The sequence below is a fragment of the Henriciella sp. genome, from assembly GCF_029936995.1.
Taxonomy (GTDB): domain Bacteria; phylum Pseudomonadota; class Alphaproteobacteria; order Caulobacterales; family Hyphomonadaceae; genus Henriciella.
Genome location: NZ_JAPYRE010000003.1, coordinates 390,526 through 408,723 on the forward strand (window position 1 = coordinate 390,526; position 18,198 = coordinate 408,723).

14 protein-coding genes and 1 tRNA gene are annotated in these 18,198 nt (G+C 54.0%); 4 read left to right on the forward strand and 11 right to left on the reverse strand.

What is annotated here, in order from left to right; translation table 11 throughout:
• The first annotated feature begins 34 nt into the window (after positions 1–34).
• The gene (locus tag Q1K31_RS09100; RefSeq protein WP_300378933.1) at positions 35–2,479 is read left to right on the forward strand and encodes an EAL domain-containing protein; all 2,445 of its coding nucleotides are present in this window, start codon (positions 35–37) and stop codon (positions 2,477–2,479) included.
• A gap of 8 nt (positions 2,480–2,487) precedes the next feature.
• Here the strand turns inward: Q1K31_RS09100 and Q1K31_RS09105 are convergent, their stop codons facing one another.
• Positions 2,488–4,980: an AsmA family protein gene (locus Q1K31_RS09105; protein ID WP_300378934.1), complete on the reverse strand. Its 2,493-nt coding sequence runs from the start codon at positions 4,978–4,980 to the stop codon at positions 2,488–2,490.
• 139 nt (positions 4,981–5,119) lie between these two features.
• Here Q1K31_RS09105 and Q1K31_RS09110 point away from each other — a divergent pair.
• Positions 5,120–5,196, forward strand: a tRNA-Asp gene (locus tag Q1K31_RS09110).
• Between the two features lie 65 nt (positions 5,197–5,261).
• Here Q1K31_RS09110 and Q1K31_RS09115 read toward each other — a convergent pair.
• From Q1K31_RS09115 to Q1K31_RS09140, 6 genes are all read right to left on the reverse strand, one after another.
• Positions 5,262–6,074: a crotonase/enoyl-CoA hydratase family protein gene (locus tag Q1K31_RS09115; protein ID WP_300378935.1), complete on the reverse strand. Its 813-nt coding sequence runs from the start codon at positions 6,072–6,074 to the stop codon at positions 5,262–5,264.
• Between the two features lie 109 nt (positions 6,075–6,183).
• The gene (locus Q1K31_RS09120) at positions 6,184–7,215 is read right to left on the reverse strand and encodes a deoxyhypusine synthase (RefSeq protein ID WP_300378936.1); all 1,032 of its coding nucleotides are present in this window, start codon (positions 7,213–7,215) and stop codon (positions 6,184–6,186) included.
• 118 nt (positions 7,216–7,333) lie between these two features.
• A complete protein-coding gene (locus Q1K31_RS09125) occupies positions 7,334–8,521 on the reverse strand; it encodes a type III PLP-dependent enzyme (RefSeq protein WP_300378937.1) in 1,188 nt (395 codons plus the stop codon).
• Positions 8,522–8,900: 379 nt separating this feature from the next.
• Positions 8,901–10,061, reverse strand: coding sequence for a cystathionine beta-lyase (metC, locus tag Q1K31_RS09130; protein ID WP_300378938.1), 1,161 nt, complete (start codon positions 10,059–10,061; stop codon positions 8,901–8,903).
• Positions 10,058–10,903, reverse strand: a complete 846-nt coding sequence (gene sseA, locus Q1K31_RS09135; RefSeq protein WP_300378939.1) for a 3-mercaptopyruvate sulfurtransferase — start codon at positions 10,901–10,903, stop codon at positions 10,058–10,060. The genes metC and sseA overlap by 4 nt, the downstream gene beginning before the upstream one ends.
• A 4-nt stretch (positions 10,904–10,907) precedes the next feature.
• Positions 10,908–11,909 carry a cysteine synthase A gene (locus Q1K31_RS09140; RefSeq protein WP_300378940.1) on the reverse strand — a complete coding sequence of 334 codons (1,002 nt, stop codon included), beginning with the start codon at positions 11,907–11,909 and terminating at the stop codon, positions 10,908–10,910.
• Positions 11,910–12,067: 158 nt separating this feature from the next.
• On the opposite strand from Q1K31_RS09140, the gene Q1K31_RS09145 reads away from it, so the two are divergent.
• Together Q1K31_RS09145 and Q1K31_RS09150 are read left to right on the forward strand one after the other, a co-directional pair.
• Positions 12,068–12,568 (forward strand): cupin domain-containing protein, encoded by a 501-nt coding sequence (locus Q1K31_RS09145; RefSeq protein WP_300378941.1) that lies wholly within the window; start codon positions 12,068–12,070, stop codon positions 12,566–12,568.
• The gene (locus Q1K31_RS09150; RefSeq protein ID WP_300378942.1) at positions 12,565–13,272 is read left to right on the forward strand and encodes a DUF6134 family protein; all 708 of its coding nucleotides are present in this window, start codon (positions 12,565–12,567) and stop codon (positions 13,270–13,272) included. Before Q1K31_RS09145 ends, Q1K31_RS09150 begins: the two co-directional genes overlap by 4 nt.
• Here the strand turns inward: Q1K31_RS09150 and Q1K31_RS09155 are convergent, their stop codons facing one another.
• From Q1K31_RS09155 to Q1K31_RS09170, 4 genes are read right to left on the reverse strand one after another with little or no spacing between them, the layout of a single operon-like run.
• A complete protein-coding gene (locus Q1K31_RS09155) occupies positions 13,273–14,493 on the reverse strand; it encodes a cyclopropane-fatty-acyl-phospholipid synthase family protein (protein WP_300378943.1) in 1,221 nt (406 codons plus the stop codon).
• A gap of 19 nt (positions 14,494–14,512) precedes the next feature.
• Positions 14,513–15,301 carry a DUF1365 domain-containing protein gene (locus tag Q1K31_RS09160; protein WP_300378944.1) on the reverse strand — a complete coding sequence of 263 codons (789 nt, stop codon included), beginning with the start codon at positions 15,299–15,301 and terminating at the stop codon, positions 14,513–14,515.
• Entirely contained in the window at positions 15,298–16,626 is a 1,329-nt protein-coding gene (locus Q1K31_RS09165) for an FAD-dependent oxidoreductase (RefSeq protein ID WP_300378945.1), read from the reverse strand. The genes Q1K31_RS09160 and Q1K31_RS09165 overlap by 4 nt, the downstream gene beginning before the upstream one ends.
• Entirely contained in the window at positions 16,623–18,092 is a 1,470-nt protein-coding gene (locus Q1K31_RS09170) for a deoxyribodipyrimidine photo-lyase (RefSeq protein ID WP_300378946.1), read from the reverse strand. Before Q1K31_RS09170 ends, Q1K31_RS09165 begins: the two co-directional genes overlap by 4 nt.
• Between the last annotated feature and the right edge of the window lie 106 nt (positions 18,093–18,198).

An 18,198-nucleotide genomic window follows, 5' to 3' on the forward strand; every position in this document is an offset into this window, starting at 1 on the left:
TATCACTGATTTCAGGGATATGCGGGAGTGCCTGATGCACAAACCTCTTCAGTTGCAAGAGTCAGATAGCAAATCGGTCGCCAGTCTGATCGGTCCTGTCGATGTGCCTGAAGATCAAGCTCCCATCATACGGGCAAAACAGCTGGAGAATGTTGGCAGGCTCACGCTGGTTATCGCACTGGCGAACCTGACAAATATCGCGGTTGTGATGCTCTCCTTCTGGAACACACCAGCCAACCGCCTGCTGGGCTTCTGGAGCGCAACGCTGATCCTCGCAACGCTGGTTGCAGTGGTTGGCAACTTCCAGGCGCAACGCAAACGAAACCGGAAGAGCAAGAATTACACGGTTTCAGAAGCAGGGTCCCAGCAAGGTATTGAGCGCTATGCGCGTATTGCATCCCTAATGGGGGTGCTCTGGGGAATACTTCCGCTGCTGATTATGCCATTTACGGATAGTACGAGCCAGCTGGCTGTGAGTATTATCATTGGCGGCATGATGTTTGGCGGCGTCATTCTGATTGGCCGCATTCCAGAAGCTGCAATTGCATTTCTGGTTCCTATCACTGCAGGTTACGTGGTCGGCCTGCAGTTGAGCCAGGATCCAAGAAACGATTTCCTTTCTGTGCTCGCGTTGGTCTATGCCGCGGTACTCCTGATATCGACACGATGGTCTCATCGACAATTCGTCGAGCAACATCTTAGTGGCGTTGCAGTCCAGCAGCAGGCCCAACTGATCGGACTACTTCTACGCGATTTTGAAGAAAGTACGTCCGACTGGCTTTGGCAGACAGATTCGCGAGGCACGCTAGTTGAAATCCCGATGCCTACAATCAGCGAAAGCGCCGGTGTGGAAGCCATGGCCCGAGGCGTCAAGATCGAATCTCTCTTCAAGCCTAACGACGCCCGGGCCACATTGGTCAAATGCCTGCAACGCCATCAGGGGTTCAGGGATCTCGTCGTTAATGTAGCGGAAAGTGATGAGGCCTGGTGGTCTCTGACCGGTAAGCCGATTTATGATTCAGTTGGAAATTTCCTGGGGTTCAGAGGGGTTGCTTCCGACATCACACAATCCAAAGCGATCGAAGACCGAATTGCCTTCATGGCTCATTATGATCCGCTGACGTCGCTTCCAAATCGCGCCTTTTTGCACGAACATCTTGAGAAGGCAGCACTCCGTCCAATTCCCGACCGTCATGTCCGGGCGCTTCTGTGGCTGGATCTTGATAATTTCAAATGGGTCAACGACACGCTTGGCCACCCCGCTGGTGACGAACTTCTCGTTCAGGTGGCGGATCGTCTGAATGAAAGCGCAACATCGGCGCAAGTGATCTCTCGCTTGGGCGGCGATGAATTTGCCGTGCTGATCGAATGCGAGGGCCATGATGTCCTGATGGAAACCGTTAGCGGCATCAGCGAGCATCTGAATGCCCCGTATGAAATCTGGGGCTCTACCGTACACTGTGGCGCGAGTATTGGGGTACGTGTAATCGATCAGCACAATATCGAGCTGCAGACATTGCTGAAGCATGCAGACCTGGCGCTTTACCAGGCCAAGGAAGCCGGCAAACGCACCTGGTGCGTCTTTACAGACGAGCTGGCTGATAAAGCGAAACTCCGCCGTGACATCGAAGTCGACCTGCATCGCGCCCTGGAAAACAATGAACTACTCCTATTTTTCCAACCGCAGATGTGCACTCGCTCGGGTGAAATTACCGGCTGTGAAACACTTCTGCGTTGGAAGCATCCAACGAAAGGACTTATCGGACCAGGGAATTTCATTCAGCATGCCGAGGACAGCGGCATCATTACACGTCTTGGCGACTGGGCGCTCAGGGAGGCTCTGGAAGCCGCACGCCGTCTGCCTGAAAATATGAGAATTGCTGTAAATATTTCGCCATTGCAGATTCACAGCTCCAGTCTTCTGACAACAATCGTAAATGGGCTTGCGGCAACACAGGTCGACCCATCACGCCTGGAGTTGGAAATTACAGAATCTGTCCTCATGACTGATACTGACTTCACGCTTGAGCGTCTGAAACAGCTCAAGGACGTCGGTATGCGCATATCCCTGGATGATTTCGGAACGGGCTTTTCCTCGCTGAACTATCTTCGCCGCTTCCCGTTCGACAAGCTCAAGATCGACAAGAGCTTTGTCGAAGATATTGATTACAGCGATGATAGCCGGGCCATAACGAAGGCGACACTGGAGCTGGCAAAGGCCCTCAACATGAGCTGCACAGCAGAAGGTGTAGAAACAGAAAGCCAGAAACAGTTCCTGACGGAAATCGGCTGTGATGAACTCCAGGGCTTTTTGATTAGCCGTCCGCAACCGCTGGACAAGCTCACGCATCTTTTTGAAGTTAAATCAGTAGAAGCCGTTGGGGGACCGCGTGAAGTGAGCTTTACACGCGCGGCCCCATCTAGTCGGGACACTGATAGCGGGCAGGAAGAGGGAGCCCGAAAGCGAGCCGCAGGTTAGAGGTCTCCCTAGTTCGGACCGAATATTGAGCCAAGCATGTCGTCTACAGCTCTTTCGGTGGGATTCATTTCCGATTTGTTGTCCTGGGTCTCCTGCTGATCAGTTTCCGGTCCGCTTTCGGTTTCAGTTGCCTGCTCCTTGTCACCGGATATGATTGTCCTGATGTTCCCGCCGAGTTGCTGCCTTAGCTTGTCGGTTGCGCTCTTAGTAAGTGCGGACTGAAGACCTGAAATATCTGGAGCGAAACGGGGGGAACCCCACGAGCCGGTCACGCGCAAGGGCACGGGGATGCCATTAAGTTGTATCGCTGAAGTATTGCCCTGACCGGAGCTATCAACAGCCGGTGTCAGCTTCATGTCCAGTGTCCGGTCGCCAAGGTCAATCTGCCCGTCCCCTGTTACGCTAAAAACTGGATTGGTGAGTATCAGCCGCTCGATATTTGCAGCGCCATCCTGAACATTAAGGGTGCTTGCAAAGGTCGAAAAATCTGTTTCGGCCTGCGGTGATACAATGTTTGCGAGATCGGTTATGGGGCTGTCGCCGGAGGACAGTGCATCTTTCAACGAAGATACCGACCTGACCAGCTGACCCAGATTAATCCCAGATAGCATGCCATCGTCTAGGCTGAGCTCTACTCGTCCATCCAGCTGATTGACGACCTCCCGGATGCTCATACCCGTGGATTCGAGCTTGGTGGAAAAGCGGCCCGAACCGCTTAAGCGGTCGAAGCCTGCTAGAGATTGCAGGAGCTGTTCGGCCTGCACGCCATCCGATAAGAGTGAAAAGGCGAAGGAGGGCTTAGAGCCCGAAGCATCGATAATCGTCTCTCCCTGCCAGTCTCCGTCAAAGAGGATGAATTGATTCATATCGGCAACAAGGCGGCCTTCGCTCAGAGTGGCATCCAGGTCGGCCTGGCGCAGGATTATCTGTCCGATCTCTATTGTTTCGGCCTGTATCTGGATATCGGCGTCCAAAAGGCTTAGCCCCTGAAGATCGAACTGTGCGTCACTCCAGGCTCCCTCGCCACTTGTGCTTTTCTTTGACTTGCCAAGGAAAGGCGTCAGGTCGAGAACGGACATAATCAAATCGGCCCTGATCTGGGGGACCGCACCGCCGAGGTCTATAGATGCTGAACCCGTCGCTTCGGTATTATCGAGTTTGTAGACTCCGTCTTTAATTCCCGGAGAGGTAAGCGTTCCGTTTAGTAAGCCTGAGAGGCTTGCGTTCTTTAGGCCATTCTCTTCACTGCTGGCGCCGCCTAGGTGGCTCAGAAGGGTGCCTAACTGTGTTGTGCTGGCAGAAATGTCGCCTTCAATTGAGCCTTCGCCATCTAGTGATATGTCGCCTTTGTAGGAGGCTGTCAGCGTCGGACTACTTGTCCTCGCGTCCATGCCCTTGAAAGTGAGCGCGTCCAGCGGCCCGGACAGCTTTGTGGCAAGTGAGACCTGCCTGATCGGCCTTAGACTGTCGAGCCCCAAGCCAAGTTGCTCACTCATTGCATGGGTGTCTCTTAGTGACAGGTTGATGTTGCCACTCACTTCAGGGGACGCGCCGAAAAGCACATTGCCGTCAAAATTGGCATTCAGCCCATCACCTGAAACAGATAGCTCATCAACCGTCACGTTCAAAGCCGTTAGCGGGCCGGTAAGCGCTCCCCTTGTGCGAAGGCCGCCTATTGGTTCCAGGTTGACTGGCAGTTGGATGTTCAGGAATTCGGGTATCGCTCCGATTCGCGGTAGATTAGCCTGAAAACGACCAGATATCTCCATCTGGCCTTGCGGCGTAAGCGTTCCTTCGAAGCCCAAATTTCCAAGGTTCGAGCCAAACTGTATGTCCACGCTCGTCGCATTTTGGGAAAGATAGGCCCGTGGCGATGTAACCGTAGCCGCAAAGTCGAAACGTTCCGTCTGGAATATGCCGTTCGCGCGCAACGTCATAGGCTTGGTGGGGTCACGAAGTGTGACTTCTGCATCAAGTTCACTCAGGATATATCGTTTGTCCGTCTGCTGGTCTGCATAGACAAGTGTGGCGTTGCTCAGGCTCGCGCGGTCGACAGTTGTGGAAAAGGGATTGCCAGCCGTATCTGGTGTCTCTTTTGTCTCAGGCGTAGAGGGGGTGCCAATTTCCCAGTTCACCTTTCCGTCTTCACGCTTAAGCAAGCTGACAGAAGCATTTTCGAAAGATAACTCGCTGACTTCCACACGTCGTGAAAGCAATGGCCATATCCTTACAGAGCCGCGAAGTACGCCAGCTTCAATCATATACGGTTCTTCGAAGCCTTCCGGATTGGCTACGGAAACGTTTTCTACTGACGCAGAAATCGTCGGGAGCAGGGAAATACGGGCCGCGCCACCAACACTCACTTCGCGTCCCAAAGCGCTAGTCGCAGCTTCTTCGATTTTCGCCCTGTAGACAGAAGAAGGTATGAGAAATGGCAGAACCGCCAGCAGGATAAGAACGATTCCCACAACGGTGACTGCACTTATGAGAATACGTTTCATGATACCCGATACTGAAGCTATTGGTCCTGAGCATGGGGCTAGCTGCAACTCATGGCAATCTGATGGCAGTTCCGTCTTGACCGGCACGGCGCGCTTGTCTAATCAGGCGCCTCACCGCGAAATGCGGTGGCCGATCTGTGCGGGTGTAGCTCAGTTGGTTAGAGTGCCGGCCTGTCACGCCGGAGGTCGCGGGTTCGAGCCCCGTCACTCGCGCCAGATCAGCCAGTAAAAAAGCCGAGGCTCAGGCCTCGGCTTTTTTGTTATAATGGCTCTAGTTGGGCCTACTTATCGCTGAAAGCTGCCGGGCGCTTCTCAAGTTCTGCCATTACGGCCTCGATCTGGTTCTTAGAGCCGATAATTTCATCCTGAAGCACCGATTCCTGCATAAGCGCGTCCCCGTCACTCATCTGTCTGACGGAGTTGAAGATCTTCTTGTTGGCACGAATCGCGTCTGGGTTTTTTGATGCGATGGTGGTGGCAAGCTCCATGGCCCTTTCATATGGCTTGTCCGAAACCTCTGTTGCGAAACCGTAGCTTTGCGCGTCAGCACCAGAGAAGATGCGGCCCGTATAAGTAAGCTCCCGGAGTATATCGTCACGGCAGAGATGCTTCATTATGGCAGTGCCGGCCATGTCGGGAACGAGGCCCCACTTGATCTCCATAACGGAAAGCTTTGTTTCCGGATGAACTATGCGAATGTCTGAACCCAGCATCACCTGGAACCCGCCACCGAGAGCGACTCCGTGTACAGCAGCAATGACTGGGACGGGAAGGTCATGCCACCCCCAGACCGCCTGCTGGGCGCGATTGGCTATTCCGTGTGTTCGCTCAGCAAGTGGGCTGCGCCCGCCAGGCGAGCCGCTGCTGCCGCCCTCAGCCATCTTTCCGAAATTCCCCATGTCGAGACCCGCGCAGAAGGCGCGGCCTTCACCGGAGAGCACGACACATCGCACCGAGCGATCTTTTGCCAGGGCTTCCGATGTCTCGATAAGGGCTGAAAACATGGCGTCATCCAACGCATTCATCTTGTCTGACCGGACAAGCTTCACATCTGCGACGCCATTCGACTTAGTAACCTGTATCCGCTCGCTCATGCGGGTCTCCTGAATAGTGCGTGTTGCTTGCAGCTAAAGTGCAGAAAGCAAAACGCCGGGACAATAGATGTCCCGGCGTCATGGCGTTCCCTGAAGGAGGAAAAGCGGATTAGAGAAATAGCTTCGTGAACTCACGTGGCTTGCGCTTCTTCCATTCCCCCTTATGCCAGGAAGCAGACGCCAGCAGTGGTATAACCGTACTGGCTTCCGCAAAGACCATCTGCTCATGCACAGTCTGTACCTTACCCCAGCTCGCGGCCTCCTTGAGCGTGGAAGACGAGCAGGCCCCGTCGCGCGTATCCGCTACAGTGACCTGTACGGCATATTTGTGCATCTCAACTTCCTTGCCCAGGATCTCGGCACAGACCACGGTGTCCTGAACGAAGTTCTTGGGTACGCCACCACCAACCATCAGCAATCCGGTCGCGCCAGCCTCGATCTTGATCTCGGTCAGTTCCCGGAAATCGGCGACGCTGTCGATGGACATGGAGTTGCCGGGGTTCTCCACCTGGTGCTTCACAAGGCCAAACCCAGCAGAACAGTCGGAAAAAGCCGGCACGAAGATCGGAACATTATGATCGTAGCAGGTCTCGATCAGCGAGTCGTGCTTCCTGGCATTCTGCTTTAACCATTTGCCCATCTCCCAGATGAATTCCCGGGAAGAATAGGGACGCCGTTCAAGGCTGTCGGCGATGTCCTTGATGACATGATCGCAGGCCTGCAGCTCTTCTTCATCAATGAAGGTGTCGTAGATGCGATCAATGTAGAGATCGCGCAGAATATTGTCGTCGACCTGCTCGGGGGCCTGATAGTGCTTGTAGCCAAGGGCCTCAAAGAAATCCATGTCGACGATAGATGCGCCCGTCGCAACAATTGCATCCACCAGGCCATACTTTACCAGGTCACGGTAGACATGCATGCAGCCACCCGCAGACGTTGAGCCTGCAAGTGTCAGGATGATCGAGCAATCCTGATCCTCAAGCGCCATGTTGAAAATGTCTGTGGCACGCGCAAGGTCTCGTGAAGAGAATGACATCTTGCCCATAGCCTCGACAATCGGCCGGGCATCGAAGGATGTAATGTCAACATGCTCGACGGGCTTGCTGAGAAGCTCCGCCTTGCGGTTGGTGGTTTCAGCCATTGGGAAGAACTCCATATTCTGTGCAGGCCCTTCTAACGGGCGTCAGTAGAACGGTCCAGCCGACGTATCCAAGCCTGCTGGGCATCGAATTTTGCATTAAAGGATTATAGCTGGAGGCTTACGCCATGACAGCAACTGTGGTCTCGGACTGGAAGCCATTGAATTTGGATGCCAGCGCCTGACCGTAAGCACCGAGATGACAGATCTCGACCCAGTCGCCTTCAGAAATATCATCCGGAAGCTCAAACGGGCCTTCCATCACATCCAGGCTATCACAGGTAGGTCCGAAGAAACGGAATGGTGTGCATTTTCCCACTTGGCGGGGAGTTGTGCGGTGCAGCTTCACGGGGAATTTCCAGGCGCACTGTGCGGCATCAAAAAGCGACCCATAACTGCCGTCATTGAGATAGAGGTCTGAGCCTTTGCGAAGCTCGACCCGTGCAAGAGTGGAGCCTCCCTGAGCACATAGCGCGCGGCCTGGCTCACCGAGAACCTGGATACCGTCAAAACCGTAATCAGCCAGTGATGAGCGTATGGCCGAGAAATAGTCTCCCATCGGCTGCGGACGCATGCCGGGATAGGCAACCGGAAAACCGCCACCGCAATCGATGGAATCAATGTCTACACCTGCGTCATTCACGATAGTGCGTGCCCAGGCGAGGGCCCGGCCATATTCCGTCGTGTTCAGGCATTGAGAACCAACATGAAAGGTGAGGCCGAGCATGGCGACATGCGGACGTGCGGCTTTTATGAGGTCAGTGGCTTCATCACGGCTCGCACCGAACTTCCCAGAGAGCGGCATAACGGCATCTCCCTTCGGAAGGGCCAACCGGACATGCAGGTTCAGGTCACGTGCATAACCGGTTTCTTCCAGCAGCTTGTAGAGCTCGTCAGCACAATCGAATGAGAAATCACGTACACCTTCGGCATAGGCATGGCGAATAGCAGCGCGTGATTTGACCGGATGCATGAAATACAGCTCAGCGGAAGGAAGTATGGATTTGACCAGATCAACCTCACGCGTAGAGGCCACATCGAAACAACGAACGCCTGATGTCCACAGTGTCATGAGGACGGCCGGATGTGGGTTCGCCTTTACTGCGTAGAGGACTTTACCGGGAAAGCCTGTCAGAAAGGTGCGGGCCGCCGCGGCGATCCGTTTTGGATACAGGACATAGATCGCATCATCGCCCTCATAGGCCTGCAGCACGTCATCAATGCTGACAAAAGCCGGCAAGCCGGAGCGCGTTGTTGAATCTGGAAGAATGGCGGGCCGCGCAAGGAGCGCGTGATCTGACTTGAACATGGCGGGAATTCGATTGACTTATCTGACCTTTCGGTCAGTGAACTCATTGACTGCGTAGTCCACTAACGAACTACACGCGGCAGGGTTCGGCGGGCAATGCCCGCTACGGCCTTATGAGTTCCGCAATAGCGGCCAGGTAATCCCCGAACTTGCGGTCATAGTAGTTGTAAAGGCCAGTATCAGACGCAACGTCCTTACAGACCCGCGGCCTCGCGGGAGCGAACTTGTTCGGTGTCATCCAAGTATCCTCGGCATGCATAACTGACCTCCGGTCAGTGATGAAGTGAAGACAGTTGGGCTCACCCGTACTAACGCCGCTAAGGCGCGTCGTAGCTCGCTTACTTGTCGAGCTGCGAAATATGCAAATATGTCCCTTGGATCAAGAGTTTTTTTTGCGGTTTAGTGCATCGAAGCCCTGTTCAAGGTCTGCTCGAAGATCTTCAACATTCTCAAGCCCGGCGTGAAGTCTGATCAAGCGTCCCTGTTTCTGTTTCGTCCAGTCAGAAGAAAGTCTTGTCAGTTGTTCATCACAAGGAATGAGGAGGCTCTCAAAACCTCCCCATGAAAAGCCGAGCTTGAAGAGCTCCAGCGCATCGATAAAGGCGTCGACATGCTCTTCTTCAGGTGCGTCCAGAATGAATGCGAAAAGACCGGAACTGCCTGAAAAATCCCGTCTCCATAAGGCATGGTCGGGATGTGAGGACAGGGCGGGGTGAATAACGGCGTTGACTGCCGCATGATCTTCAAGCCACTGTGCAAGGCTTATTGCGCTCGCTTCATGTTGAGTAAGCCGCGTAAAAAGGGTCCGTGTGCCTCTCAGGGCACTATACGCTTCTTCTGGACCGATCGAGATACCCCAGTCATCTGTGAGCTCGCCTATCTCTCGCGCAACGTCAGGGTCGTTGCTCATGACAGCTCCGCCAAAAGCATCAGCGTGTCCTACAACATATTTTGTGAGCGCCTGAACCGACACATCCACACCGATGTTGAGCGGCTGGTGGAATATGCCTGCCGACCAGGTATTGTCCATAATTGTGCGGACACCTTGGTTTTGCGCCAAGTCTACTATTGCCGGAGTGTCGCTAATTTCAAATGTGAGCGAGCCGGGCGCTTCCAGGAATAGGGCCTTCACCGTTTCATCCAGCCTGTCCTCAATATCTGTAATGTTCCTGGGGTCGAAGCGCACACAATCGACTCCCATGCGCTTTAGGCGGCGTTCGCAAAAACGGCGGGTCGGACCGTAGACAGAATCGGAGATCAGGACCTTGTCTCCTGCCTTTACGAGAGAAGCGACCGCCACTGCGCAAGCGCTAAGGCCAGAGGGGGTTAGCGTCGCATACTTTGCGCCTTCCAGATCGCAGAGCGCTGCTTCTAGCTCTCTCTGTACCGATAAACCCATACGCCCATAACCAGGTTTGCGGGAATATAAGGCTTCACGATCGGGCAGGATAACAGTTGAGGCCCGCTCTACAGGAGGATTCACAGTCCTGCGGCCCGGCGATCCGGCCCGGTTATGTATGAGGCGTGTATTTCGCTTCATGTCTTCCAAACTTCTACCGGGTTTTTCTCTCCACGCCCCCATTCGGACCATGATCCATCATAGATGGCCACCTCCCAGTTCCCGAGCTCCGCCAATGCAAGGGCAATTATCGCAGCAGACACACCCGAGCCGCAGCTCGCGATTGCTGGAGAAGAGGCATAGGGCCTAACGATCCCATCCAAATGAACCTTATCAAGCAATCTGCCGTCCTCACGGACGAGCTCGCTTGCAGGCACATTCATGCTGCCCGGAATATGTCCCGGTTTCAACTCTCGCCGGGGCTCCGGTTTTCGGCCGGCGAAACGGTCAGCTGGCCGTGCATCCAGGACAGGGGGGCGCTTCATTGTAAGCGTGTCAGCAACCTGATCAGCAGATACAACAAGCTCGGGCTTTGGGGCCGCAGTGAAATGAGCTGCGGCCTCAGGGGCGGTTGCCCCGGATTCAGTTTCACCTCCTGACTCCAGCCAAGCCTGTAAACCGCCGTTCAGCACAGACACGTTTTCATGTCCCATTGTCCGGAACATCCACCAGACACGCGCTGAAGCAAAAAAGTTATTGCAATCATAGACAACTACATGCGTGTCGCCGCCAATTCCCATCTCCTCAACTGAGGCAGTAAATATCTCTGGTCCTGGCATCATGTGAGGCAGATCACTGCTACTGTCTGCAATCACATCTATGTCAAAAAACTGCGCGCCCGGAATATGGCGACGGTCATATGCAGCACGGCCAGCATCGGGCTCGGCAACCCAGGCTGGAAACCAGCTTCCATCGAGAATGCGCACGTCACTGGCTGACTTGTTGGCTTGTAGCCAGTCTGCTGAAACGAGCGGCGAGGGCATAAACTCACACTTCCATCCATGGAGGAACGGGAAGGTCCTTGGTTTGCAGGAACTCAGGGTTGAACAGCTTTGATTGATACCGGTTACCGTAGTCGCAGAGAATGGTCACTATTGTGTGGCCGGGGCCAAGCTCCTCAGCGAGCTTCACTGCGCCAGCAATATTGATACCCGAGGAACCCCCGAGGCACAGGCCTTCATGCATGATCAGATCATAGATGATGTTCAACGCTTCAGGGTCTTCACAACGATAGGCATGGTCAATCTCGAGTTCTTCGATATTCCTGGTGATCCGACCTTGTCCGATGCCCTCTGTTATAGATGTCCCTTCGGCTTTAAGTTCCCCATTCTTGTAATATTCATAGAGTGCAGCACCACCAGGGTCGGCGAGCCCGATCTTTATGCGACTGTTCTTCTCTTTAAGGGCCTGCGCCACACCGGCAAGCGTTCCGCCAGAGCCGACCGCGCAAATGAACCCATCGACCTTGCCATCTGTTTGTTCCCAGATTTCCTGGCCAGTGGTCTGATAATGGGCATCGCGATTGGCGACATTATCGAACTGGTTGGCCCAGATAGCGCCGTTCGGTTCGGTCTCGGCGAGCTCTTCGGCAAGCCGTCCTGAATAACGCGCATAGTGGTTGGGATTGGAGTAGGGCACAGCATCCACTTCAATGAGCTCGGCACCAAAGAGTTTTACCGCGTTTTTCTTTTCCGCACTCTGCGTGCGCGGCATGACAATGACCACGCGATAGCCAAGTGCACTGCCGACCAATGCCAGGCCAATGCCGGTGTTGCCGGCAGTCCCTTCAACAATAGTCCCACCAGGCTTCAGCAGACCTGAGGCTTCGGCATCCCGGACAATACCGAGCGCTGCTCTGTCTTTGACCGATTGTCCCGGATTCAGGAATTCCGCTTTGCCCAGAATTGTACAGCCGGTCTCTTCGGAGACGCGCTTGAGCTTGATGAGTGGTGTATTCCCGATGGCATCGAGTACCGAATTGAGCACCATGACAGAAGTCTCCAGTCAAATGAGCCATTTAGCGTTGCGAACAGGCGGTGACAACACCGCCGTAAGTGATCCGCAAGTGTGGGCCGGACGTATAAGAGATATAACACAGGAACTGGAGCTTCAGCCCCATGACTTCATCGGAGATCTATTCGGCATTCATGCTCGACCATGTCGCGGGCAATCTTTCTCCCGCGATGCATCTCGCTGCTGATATCCACCGGCTCATGTCCAGTCATGGAGAGGATGCAAGCACACTCTGGGAAGCAGTCAGAATGGCGCTGATGGAAAAGGATAGTCTTGAGACTTATCTATCTTCGCAGAACAGGCAGATCGCTCTGGCACTGGATGTTATTCATTCGGATTTTGACAGGATTCGGTGGCGGCGTGGCCTGTCCGGCGTCTTATATGCCAAAGGCGCTGTGAAACATGGCCAGCTCATGAGGCTTCGGCCAAATCAGAGCGCATATTCGCATGGGCACTCCAAACTGGAAGCGACCGTTGTTCTCGAGGGGGCACTGGATGATGGAATCGGCAGGTATTATCCGGGAGACATTCTGCTCGCTGAGCCCGGTATCAAGCATAAACCAGCATCATACGGGAACAATGCATGCACGTGCTTTGTTGCTCGTACACCCAAACCGTTCTGGAGGTTTACATGATCCGCATATCAATAGCCGCAGTCACAGCGAGTGTGTTGACGTACGGTGTTCACGCGGACACCAGCGACCAGCCAGATGACCAAGGACCTGTGTCCACAGAAGCCCCACAGGCATGGAAACCACAGGATGGCGATACAATTAGGTTTAATGTGTATCGAAAGGGCGACACGAAATTCGGCTCTCATACAGTGAATTTCAATGTTGAATCTGATGGCAACTTTACTGCGACATCGGAGGTAGACCTGAAGGCAGGGCTCGGCCCTATTACGGTATTCAGGTACACCTTGAATGCAACGGAGACATGGGAGGACGGCAAGCTCGTGCAGCTTGACGGAAATACCAACGATGATGGAGACAACGAGCAGGTCTCTGCATCACTAGAGGGCGGTGCCCTTCAGGTCGACGGATCAGGCTATACAGGAAAAGCACCATTGGGTGTGATCCCCTCCAGTCACTGGAATATCCAGCAAGTTTTCAGCTCAGAAATTCTTTCCACGGAATCAGGTCAACTTCTTGAAACCAAGGCGACGCGCATAGGTGAAGAAACCCTGGAGATTGATGGCCAGAGCGTCGACACGGTTCATTATCGTCTTGTCTCGGATCTGACGGTGGACCTCTGGTACGATGAGCAGAATCGCTGGGTACAGCTCAGCTTTGAAGCTCGGGGACAGAAAATCGACTACAGGCTGGCATCCCTCTACTGATCAGGCTTTTGCCAGCTGGAACTGACCCACATTTATACGCTCATTACGAAAACCGGCTTCACAGTAACTCAGATAGAAGCGCCACAGACGACGAAACCGCTCGTCGAAGTCTAGTGTTTGAATATGGTGCCACGCTTCTTCAAAGCGCTCAGCCCATAGTTTTAGCGTTCTTGCATAGTCCTGGCCAAAATAGTGAACGCCTTTGTAGCTCAGTCCTGCCCCAGAAAAGGATGACTTCAGTGCATTTTCACTGGGCAACATGCCGCCTGGAAAGATGTAACGTTGTATGAAATCAGCACGTTTGCGGTAGCGCCGGAAGAGGTCATCATCGATTGTAATAATCTGCAGAACCGCTCTGCCCCCATCCTTGAGGCTATTATGGACCTTGTCGAAATAGCTTGGCCAGTATGCTTCACCGACAGCCTCAAACATCTCGATTGAAGCAACGCCATCATATTGGCCTTCATGGTCACGATAGTCTTCAAGTCTGACCTCGACCCGGTCGGCCAATCCGGCTCTGGCAACGCGCTCCATGGCATATGCGCGCTGGGCCTCCGAAATGGTCAGACAAGTCACTTTTGATCCGCATGAGCGTGCAACATGCTCGGCGAAGCCTCCCCAACCGCAACCGATTTCGAGAATATGACTATCCGGCCCGGCTCCCAGGGTTTCGGCGATCTGTTGGTATTTGGCGGTCTGTCCCTGTTCAAGCGACATGTTTGGCCGGTCAAAGAGCGCAGAGGAATACGTCATCGTTTCATCCAGCCAGGCGGAATAGAAATCATTGCCCAGATCATAGTGGGCCATGATGTTCCTGCGCGCACCGGCCTTGCTGTTGCGATTGAAGAAGTGACGGACATTATTGATCGCCTTGACCAGAGATCCCCCTACAGCAAGTTTTCCTGCGGCCTCAAAGTTTGCGGAGAAGAATTCGAGTACAGCCGTAAGGTCTGGTGTAGACCATTCGCCATCCATGTAGCTTTCTGCAAACCCTATATCGCCGCCTGCCAGGGCGCGTTTGGCAAAGCCATATTGATGAACTTCCACAACGGCTGACGGGCCTGGCTGCCCCTGATCGAAGAGGACCGAGCGCCCATCTGGAAGGTCAAAACGTAGTGAACCGGATTCTGCTCTCAGCAAGATCAACCCGGCAAGACGAAAGCTCGCCGGGACATTCTGGAGCGTCCTCAGATTTGAAACGCTTGCTTCTATCACTGCCATATCCAGACTGTTCCTCGCTTTATGTCGTCTGATGACCGTCATGCGCGACGGTTGGACTATCTACCTGTTTACGGGGCTTGCGATGATAGCGCGCCCCCTTGACCCAGAGTTTCAGGGCCTCCCAGTGGATACCCAGACTAACACCAATTGTTGAAAACGGCATCTTCAGGGCCGTGGTGGCCAAGGCCGAGGTCGTGGCTGGTTCAGCCCGGGTAACCAGCGTTGCCGAATGTACGGGCTTTCCCTCTTTCAGCGTGGTCACACCGAGGCGCAACGCTTCCGGATTGTATTGCAGGGAGAAGGCGTAACGTCCCGACACGTCGAAGAACGGCGAGACATGAAATGATTTCGGCGCTTCATGTCTGCTCCAGCGGCCATCCAGAGAAGCTGCATAAGCATGCTTTTCCCCGAATGTATTGCGGACCTCGTACAGTATTGCTTGAGGCTCGTTCGCGTCATTCATGGCGATCCAGAGCGACAGGGGGGCAAACTTATAGAACATGTGCCGGGGAAATGTGACGAGCCTGATCGCTCCATCGGGAATATCGATTCCAGCCTTCTTGAATTCGTTTTCTGCCCACGGGCGAAGAGGCTGCCTCTTGAGTGCACCATGATCGCGCTGCCGAAATGAAAACAGGGCAGGTTTCTCGATGCTGAAGAGGCTCGACACCATGCCGGCATCGTCAAGCCGATCTATGTCGATATCCACCATGGCGATACGATAGCGAAATGACGATTGGAATGGCGTAAAACGCCTGTGAACCGTCTCGCCACGCTGCAGGAGGAGGGGAGCGGCTGACAAACTCACGATACAATGTTCGAACTGGCCGGCCGCACAGGATACAGCGGGATTGAGCGTTGTTCCACGAGGTCCACTCCCGAAGCGGCCCACTCCACCTGTCCACCCAGGGACAAGGCTGCTCGCAACCCGCTTTTCAAGCCATCCTCATGAAAGCCATTGCCTAACCATGCACCTGAAAACCAGACATTGTCCCGGCCCTGTCGACGCTCAAGAGAGCGCACGGCTGCATAGGCAGCTCCGTCGAACTGAGGATGGTCGAAAACAAACGTGTCAAATGTATCCGCTTCAGCTGGCGGAACGGCAGGGTTCAGCGTTACGAAAAGAGGGCACTGTGCCGGAAGCGACTGAAGGCGGTTCATCCAGTAGCTCAGGCAGATGTCATTTCCCGTCGAATGCTTATCCAGAACATTCCAGCTTGCCCATGCAGACCTACGTTTGGGCATATAGCGGGGATCCTTATGGAGGTAGACAGTGTTCGGCCTGTAGCGCACTGAATTGAGCAGGAATTTCTCTTCACTGAAACTGTCATCCAGAATCTTGCGTGCCGTATCTGAGTGTGTAGCAAGAATCACTTCATCAAAAATTTCACTCGGACGGCTATCAAAATCGAGTCTCACACGCTCGCCGAAACTGCTGACCTGCCGAACTCCGCAGCCGAGTTTCAGCCTGTTGCCAAGCTGGGCCGCCACACGGTTTACATAGGCCTGAGAGCCGCCCGATACAGTACGCCATTTCGGGCGTTCCTTATGCATCAGGCGATGATTGTCGAAAAACTGGAAGAAGCTTTTTGCTGGATAATCCATGATCTCCCCTGGCGGGGTAGACCAGATCGCCCCCCCCATTGGGAGAATATAATTGTTGCAGAAATCGCGGCTGAAGCCGTGATGCTTCAACCACACGCCGAGACTTTCTTCTGTGACGACGCCATTCGCAAGTTCAGCACGTGCGATGTCATTGAATTTCAGGATCGTGCGCCAGAACCTGTGAAATCTCGGCCTGAAGAGGTTGCGCTTGCTCGCAAACATCCCTCGCGCTGTAGAAGCCCATTCGAAACCTTCCGGGTTAGAAACGGCAAAACTCATATCGCTTTGCTGCGTCTCCACACCTAGCGCCCGAAAGAAGCCCGTGAGGTTCGGGTAGTTCTCGCCGTTATAAACGATGAAGCCCACATCGACATTTACCGGGGTGCCATCATAGTCGATCGAGACAGTATGAGCATGACCGCCGGCGCGGTTGCGCGCCTCGAACACGCTCACGTTCGCAGTGTCTTTCAAAGCATATGCAGCACCCAGGCCGCTTATGCCGGAGCCAATTACTGCGATCTTTCTCATGCCGCGTCCTGTCTTTTCTTGAGAGTCTCCCAGGCATTCAGTGCGCGTTCACGCCCTTCGGCATGGTCAATGATTGGCCGGGGATAAGTTTCGCCGAGCGATACGCCTGCCTTGGCCAATGTTTGGTCGTCAGCCTTCCAGGGCGCATGCAGATATTTATCCGGCAGGTTTTTCAGCTCGGGACACCACTTGCGGACATACGCGCCGGTCTTGTCGAATTTCTCACCCTGCGTGATCGGATTGAATATCCGGAAATATGGTGATGCGTCAGCGCCCGAGCCTGCCACCCATTGCCATCCTGATGTATTTGAGGCCGGATCAGCATCGACGAGCGTATCCCAGAACCAGGCCTCGCCATCCCGCCAGTGTATAAGCAAGTGCTTGGTCAGAAATGAGGCCACGATCATGCGTACACGATTGTGCATCCAGCCCGATTCCCAAAGCTGTCGCATGCCAGCATCGACAACCGGATAACCTGTTTTGCCATCCGTCCATGCCTTAAACACCCGCTTATCCGACTTCCACGGCATGTCATCGAATTTGCGATTGTAATTTTCCCAGTCCATATCAGGATTGTGGTAGAGCAGGACGTAGGAAAATTCGCGCCAGACAACCTCTGAAAGAAAGGACCAGGCGCTTGTATCTTCCTTAAGCCCTGCATCTATCCGGGATTTCACGGCTCGCCAGACCTGTGCCGGGCCGATTTCGCCGAAATGAAGATGCGGAGACAGACCGGATGTTCCATCACGGTCTGGGCGGTTTCTCATCTCGTCATACGTGCGCAGATCCTGATCTAGAAAATCGGCCAGACGCTCTTTGGCGCCATCTTCACCAGGCATCCACCACTCTTCAAACCCTGTAGACCAATCCGGCTTTTCAGGATGCAAGCCCCAGTCCTCAATCCGTTCACCATCAATTCCCTGACCTTTCAGGGCCGTCGGGCGCGCCAAGGCAGTTGGTGGAGTGTATACGTCTCGGACCGCGCGCCAGTAAGGTGTGAAAACCTTATAATAGCCCCCGTCTTTCGTTTCTACGGTCCAGGGCTCTGTTAATAGGGTTGTATTGAAGCTCTTCGCTTCAATATCATTATCCTTCAGTTCGGCCTTGAGCTCTGTATCAATATCCCTGCCTGCCTTGTCATAGCGCCGCCCCCAGTAGACACCATCTGCACCTGTTTCCTCGACAAGTTTCGGGATTATGTCACGGGCTTTCCCTTTCCTGCAGATGAGTTTGCCGCCAAGCTCAGCGATATCAGAGCGTAGAGATTTCAGAGACTTGTCGAGCCACCAGCGCGATGCTCCTCCCGGTGCGCGCAAGGCCTCATCCTGTTCGAGAATATAGACGCAGATAACATCTGATCCTTTAGACACCGCCGCATGAATGGCAGCGTTGTCGTCCAGGCGAAGGTCATTCCGCATCCACACGATTGTCGGTTTCTGTCCAGTTTCAGCCAGGGTCATCTCCATGACGCGATGTTTACTCTTCTAGATACGCCAGGTCTGCTGGAGTGGATCAAAATCATATGAGTTCAATGCAGTGCTGGCAGAACGCTGCCGAATTGACTAGGGAATA

Coding starts and splice junctions, on each gene's coding strand:
- Q1K31_RS09140 (WP_300378940.1), bottom strand. CDS start 11,909: ATGGTGCTCAATTCGGTACTCGATGCCATCGGGAATACACCACTCATC.
- Q1K31_RS09125 (WP_300378937.1), bottom strand. CDS start 8,521: ATGTTCAAGTCAGATCACGCGCTCCTTGCGCGGCCCGCCATTCTTCCA.
- Q1K31_RS09145 (WP_300378941.1), top strand. CDS start 12,068: ATGCTCGACCATGTCGCGGGCAATCTTTCTCCCGCGATGCATCTCGCT.
- Q1K31_RS09105 (WP_300378934.1), bottom strand. CDS start 4,980: ATGAAACGTATTCTCATAAGTGCAGTCACCGTTGTGGGAATCGTTCTT.
- Q1K31_RS09155 (WP_300378943.1), bottom strand. CDS start 14,493: ATGGCAGTGATAGAAGCAAGCGTTTCAAATCTGAGGACGCTCCAGAAT.
- Q1K31_RS09170 (WP_300378946.1), bottom strand. CDS start 18,092: ATGGAGATGACCCTGGCTGAAACTGGACAGAAACCGACAATCGTGTGG.
- Q1K31_RS09150 (WP_300378942.1), top strand. CDS start 12,565: ATGATCCGCATATCAATAGCCGCAGTCACAGCGAGTGTGTTGACGTAC.
- Q1K31_RS09100 (WP_300378933.1), top strand. CDS start 35: ATGCACAAACCTCTTCAGTTGCAAGAGTCAGATAGCAAATCGGTCGCC.
- Q1K31_RS09165 (WP_300378945.1), bottom strand. CDS start 16,626: ATGAGAAAGATCGCAGTAATTGGCTCCGGCATAAGCGGCCTGGGTGCT.
- sseA (WP_300378939.1), bottom strand. CDS start 10,903: ATGCCCTCGCCGCTCGTTTCAGCAGACTGGCTACAAGCCAACAAGTCA.
- Q1K31_RS09120 (WP_300378936.1), bottom strand. CDS start 7,215: ATGGCTGAAACCACCAACCGCAAGGCGGAGCTTCTCAGCAAGCCCGTC.
- Q1K31_RS09115 (WP_300378935.1), bottom strand. CDS start 6,074: ATGAGCGAGCGGATACAGGTTACTAAGTCGAATGGCGTCGCAGATGTG.
- metC (WP_300378938.1), bottom strand. CDS start 10,061: ATGAAGCGAAATACACGCCTCATACATAACCGGGCCGGATCGCCGGGC.